We start from the raw sequence: 4,982 nt of genomic DNA on the forward strand, positions 1-4,982 counted from the left end.
CCTTCACCCGGCCGGTCTGTACCGCATCCATCAGGTTCGCCAGCGTATCGACGAGTTCGCCACGCACGGTGCAGCAAAGGCAGCCGTCGGAAAGTTCGATGATCGCATCGCCCGACCTCTCGACCAGAAGGTGATCGATGCCGACATCGCCGAATTCGTTGATGATGACGGCAGCATCTTTCATCGCCGGATCCTTGAGGATGCGGTTCAGAAGCGTCGATTTACCGGCACCGAGAAAACCGGTCAGGATCGTGACGGGGATCCTGTCGGGATGAACGCTCATCGCTTAGCCTCAGAAGGACGCCGGGCGCGGCACCGGCACCGGCACGTTGGCGATATCGCCGATTTCGTCTGCTTTCGCCACCTTGCTCGGCGGAGGATCCTGCCCGGGAATCAGGCCGGCATAGACGAAACTCGGTTCGTGGTCCCGCTCCTGAATGTAGGGCGACAGGATCTTCATGCGGCCAACCTCGTCGCGGGTTTCGCTGCGCACCTTGGCGCCCTTGGTGCTGCAGATGTCCGCAGTCATGTCGGCGACCTGATCCTGCCCAGGCCCATAAGGCTTCAGCGAACTGAGCGTGTCGTTGCTCGTCGCGGCGGTGGTGAAGCCCTTCTGCAGAAGATCGGCGGAATCGTCGGCGCGGGCGGCAAGACTGTCGGTGCCGAGCACGACGGAGATGAGCGTGCGACCGTTCCGCGTGGCCGAGCTCACCTGATTGAAGCCGGAGGCGCAGATGAAGCCGGTCTTCATGCCGTCGGCGCCGGCGAAACGGCCGATCAGCACGTTAATGGCGGGAATGTTCTGCTTACCGGTGGTGATACCTTCGACCGAAAAGTAACCGGCATATTCCGGGAAGTCGCGCCGCAGAGCCACGGCGAGGACCGCAAGGTCACGGGCCGTCGTGTACTGGCCCTTGCCGGGCAATCCGTTCGGATTGATGAAATGTGAATCCGTCATGCCGAGCTTTTGGGCCTCGGCATTCATGCGCATCACGAAGGCTTCCTGCGTACCGCCGACCGCTTCGGCGACCGCGACCGCGATGTCGTTCGCCGACTTGACGATCAGGATCTTGATGGCGCTGTCGAGCGTGAGCTTCTGGCCCGGCTTGAAATACATCTTTGCCGGCGGCTGGGAGGCGGCGCGCTTGCTCATGACGATCGGCGTGTCAAAGTTGATCTGGCCGGAGCGCACCGCCTCGAAGGTGGTATAGATCGTCAGAAGCTTGGTGAGCGAGGCCGGATACCACTTGCTGAACGCTTCCTCATGCTCCAGCACGCGGCCGCTTTGAACGTCGACGAGAATGTGCGGGTTGGCCTGCGCCAGCGGGGCGGAAGACAAAAATGCGGCGGTAACGGCAGCTGCGAATGAAAGCGGCCGCAAAGCGGCAAACAAATTGTTCTGGCGCGTCGACACGATTAGTCCTTAAGATGTCCGGAAATTTCGAAACCTCACCTATTTAGCCTATATGGCCATGACATGGCAAAGGCCATTGAATAAGTTCTTTCTGCGGCATTCGCATCGCGCCCGCCGCCAATCATCCGATCTCGTCATAGGAAATCATGCATGCCGATTTTGAACAGAGCCGCTGAATTACAAGACGAAGTGAGCGAGTGGCGCCGCTATATTCACGCCCGGCCGGAGCTTCTTTTCGCGGTCGAGAACACGGCAGCCTTCGTTGCCGCGAAGCTGCAGGAGTTCGGCGTTGACGAAATTGTGACCGGCATCGGGCGCACCGGTGTCGTCGGCCTGATCAAGGGCAAGGGTGAAGGCAGCCGGACGATCGGCCTGCGCGCCGACATGGACGCCCTGCCCCTGACTGAAATTACCGGCAAGCCCTGGGCATCAACCACTCCCGGCAAGATGCATGCTTGCGGCCACGATGGGCACACCGCGATGCTGCTCGGTGCTGCCAAATATCTCGCGGAGACGCGCAACTTCAACGGCGATATTGCGGTGATCTTCCAGCCGGCCGAAGAAGGCGGCGGCGGCGGGAACCTGATGGTTCAGGACGGCATGATGGAGCGCTTCAACATCCAGGAAGTCTACGGCATGCATAATCTTCCTGGGCTGCCCGTCGGGCATTTCGCCATCCGCAAGGGTCCGATCATGGCGGCAACCGACGAGTTTACCGTCACGATCAAGGGCCGCGGCGGCCATGCCGCCCAGCCTCACCGGACGATCGACCCGATCGCGATCGGCGCTCAGATCGTCACCAACCTGCAGATGATCGCCTCCCGCAGCGCCGATCCCCTGCGCTCCGTCGTCGTCTCGGTCACCAAGTTCAATGCGGGTTTTGCCCACAACGTCATCCCGAACGACGCGGTGATCGCCGGCACGATCCGCACGCTTGATGACGACATCCGCGATCTGGCGGAAACACGGCTGAAGCAGGTCATCAACGGCCTGGTGGCTGCGCATGGCGCGGAGGCCGATATCCATTTTCACCGCAACTACCCCGTTACAGTCAATCACGCGACCGAGACCGCCCACGCGATCGCCATCGCCACCGACATAGCAGGGGCGGCGAACGTCAATCCGGAGATCGATCCGATGATGGGCGGCGAGGATTTTTCCTACATGCTGAACGCCCGCCCCGGCGCCTTCATCTTCATCGGCAACGGCGACACCGCGGGCCTCCACAACCCGGCCTACGATTTCAACGACGAAGTCATCGCCCACGGGATTTCCTACTGGGTCCGGTTGGCCGAACAGCGCCTGGGCGCTTGAATTCATAGCTGTGGGGACTTCAAAAAGGCTTGGCTTCGCGCCGAGCCTTTTGTATGCATGGCATCAGTGGTCCCGTAGCTCAGCAGGATAGAGCATCAGATTCCTAATCTGAGGGTCACGCGTTCGAATCGCGTCGGGATCACCACTGTTCCTCCGGATAAATGCCGGATGCGGAGAGGTCGCTATTGCAGCGGCTTGCGCGGGCTCGTCGCGTGTTCCTTCGCCACCTTGCCGGAACTACTGATTTCCTGAAGCAAGACGTCGTAGCCCCAAAGGTCGGCCAGATGCTGGAGCACCTGCTTGGTTTCGGTCTCCTGAAGGAGCCAGCCATTCGCTACATTATGGTGCAAAAGGAGGCGGCGGTCGCCAGCGAGATCGACATCAACGATGTCTATGCCCGGATCAATCCACCCGATGTCATATTCCCGGGAAAGCTGGCGGCGGATACGCCGGTAGCCGCGCTCGTCGTGAATCGCCGAGACCAGGATTCCCTCTTTTTGTTCCGGGTCGTCGTAAAGATGAAAAAGGCGTAGTTGGCGGATCAGGTTCGGGCTGAGATACTGGTTGATGAAACTCTCGTCCCGGTAATCGGCCCAGATCTCGCGGAGCACGGACATGGCGTCACCCCGCCCGGCGATGTCCGGAAACCACGCCTTGTCCTCTTCGGTCGGCGTTGCCACGATCCGCTCAATATCCTGCATCATCGCAAAGCCTAAGGCATAGGGATTGAAGCCGGAGAAACGGCGGTCGTCGTAGTTCGGCTGGAACACCACATTGGCATGCGACTTCAGAAACTCGAGGTAGTTTCCGTCGCTGATCTGGCCACGTTCGTGAAGCCTGTTCATGATCCGGTAGTGGACGTAGGTCGCCGTCCCCTCGTTCATCACCTTGGTCTGCCGCTGCGGATGGAAATATTGCGCGACATGGCGGACGATGCGCAGAATCTCGCGCTGCCATGGCTGCAGTCGAGGCGCCGATTTCTCAAGGAAGTAGAGGATATTGTCCTGCGGAAGACCAAGAGCGGCGCGACGCTTCTCCAGGCCGGCATCGGCTGCCGCGCGCGTCTTGCTGACGGGCACGGTACGCCAAAGATCATTGAAGATCTGCTCTTCATGGGCGCGACGTTCCTGCTGCCGCCGTTCCTCCTCACGGAGGTCGAGCTTCATTTTGCCGGCGTACCGATGCACGCCATGCGACATGAGTGCGTGCGCGGCGTCGAGCGTGCGCTCCACGGCAACCTCGCCATAGCGTTCCTCGCAGTGAGCGATGTAGCCCTTGGCGAAATCGAGGTAGTCGAGAATTCCCTCGGCGTCCGTCCACAACTTGAAGAGATAATTGTTCTTGAAAAAATGATTGTGCCCGAAGGCGGCGTGCGCAATCACCAATGTCTGCATCGTCGCCGAGTTTTCCTCCATCAGATAGGAGATGCAGGGCGAGCTGTTGATGACGATCTCGTAGGCAAGGTCGCGCATGCCGCGGCGATAAAAAGCTTCATGGTGAGCGAAATGCTTGCCGAAAGACCAGTGCCGGTAAAACAGCGGCATGCCGGCAGACGAATAGGCGTCGAGCATCTGCTCCGAGGTGATGACCTCGACCTGATTGGGATAAACGTCGAGGCCGAGTTCGCCGAGCGCGATGTCCTCGCACGCGTCGTAGATTCGCTGCAGCGTCGTAAAATCCCAGTCAGCACCGTGAAACAGCAATCGCTCCTTGGACATCGCTGTTGTCGTCATGGCGCCACCTTCTGTCCGTCACGTTTCTGGAAGAGTTCGTGGAAGACCGGGAATATTTCGTTTCGACGACATACCTTGCGCATCGACAACGGCAGAAGCTCGGACCGTATCTCTTCGTAGAGCATCCACAGCGGTGAGCGTGACACCGAGGAATCGCTGTCTTCGTCGCCGACCTCTATATAGGCGAAATACTGGCACAGCGGCAGAATCTCATGGCGCAGCAGCTGTCCCGTCCTTGTCCCATCCGAATAGGAATTGTCGCCATCCGAAGCCTGGGCGGCATAGATGTTCCACTCGGCCGGGTCGAAGCGCGCCGCCACGATCGCGCGCATGGCCGCAAGCGCGCTGGAGACAAGCGTGCCACCGGTCGCCGGGCCATAGAAGAAGGTTTCCTCATCGACCTCTTCGGCTCTGTCCGTGTGACGGATGAAGACAATCTCCACCTTCTTGTAGCGCTGCGAGAGGAAGAGATAGAGGAGAAGATAGAACCGCTTCGCCAGGTCCTTCATATGCTCAGACAT

At 59.8% G+C, this 4,982-nt stretch carries 5 protein-coding genes and 1 tRNA gene; 2 read left to right on the forward strand and 4 right to left on the reverse strand.

Translation table 11 applies throughout. From position 1 onward, the window contains the following. The coding region (locus tag ACPYOI_RS34875) for a CobW family GTP-binding protein (protein ID WP_481424059.1) at positions 1–283 on the reverse strand (283 nt) is incomplete at its 3' end. A 9-nt stretch (positions 284–292) separates the two neighbouring features. Beyond that, complete coding sequence (locus ACPYOI_RS34880; protein WP_481416401.1) at positions 293–1,414, reverse strand: D-alanyl-D-alanine carboxypeptidase family protein; 1,122 nt, start codon at positions 1,412–1,414, stop codon at positions 293–295. Positions 1,415–1,564: 150 nt separating this feature from the next. On the opposite strand from ACPYOI_RS34880, the gene ACPYOI_RS34885 reads away from it, so the two are divergent. Both ACPYOI_RS34885 and ACPYOI_RS34890 read left to right on the forward strand, forming a co-directional pair. Then, the gene (locus tag ACPYOI_RS34885; protein WP_481416400.1) at positions 1,565–2,728 is read left to right on the forward strand and encodes a M20 aminoacylase family protein; all 1,164 of its coding nucleotides are present in this window, start codon (positions 1,565–1,567) and stop codon (positions 2,726–2,728) included. A gap of 68 nt (positions 2,729–2,796) precedes the next feature. Next, a tRNA-Arg gene (locus ACPYOI_RS34890) sits at positions 2,797–2,873 on the forward strand. 37 nt (positions 2,874–2,910) lie between these two features. Here ACPYOI_RS34890 and ACPYOI_RS34895 read toward each other — a convergent pair. Together ACPYOI_RS34895 and ACPYOI_RS34900 are read right to left on the reverse strand one after the other, a co-directional pair. Then, positions 2,911–4,461 (reverse strand): SpoVR family protein, encoded by a 1,551-nt coding sequence (locus ACPYOI_RS34895; protein ID WP_481417283.1) that lies wholly within the window; start codon positions 4,459–4,461, stop codon positions 2,911–2,913. After that, positions 4,458–4,982: DUF444 family protein (locus tag ACPYOI_RS34900; protein WP_481424060.1), on the reverse strand; the 525-nt coding region annotated here is incomplete at its 5' end. The genes ACPYOI_RS34895 and ACPYOI_RS34900, both read right to left, overlap by 4 nt.

It is taken from the genome of Rhizobium sp. SVR5-2C, assembly GCF_056755115.1.

Excerpts from the sequence above, each read along its gene's own strand:
- ACPYOI_RS34885 (WP_481416400.1), top strand. The coding sequence starts at position 1,565 with ATGCCGATTTTGAACAGAGCCGCTGAATTACAAGACGAAGTGAGCGAG.
- ACPYOI_RS34895 (WP_481417283.1), bottom strand. The coding sequence starts at position 4,461 with ATGACGACAACAGCGATGTCCAAGGAGCGATTGCTGTTTCACGGTGCT.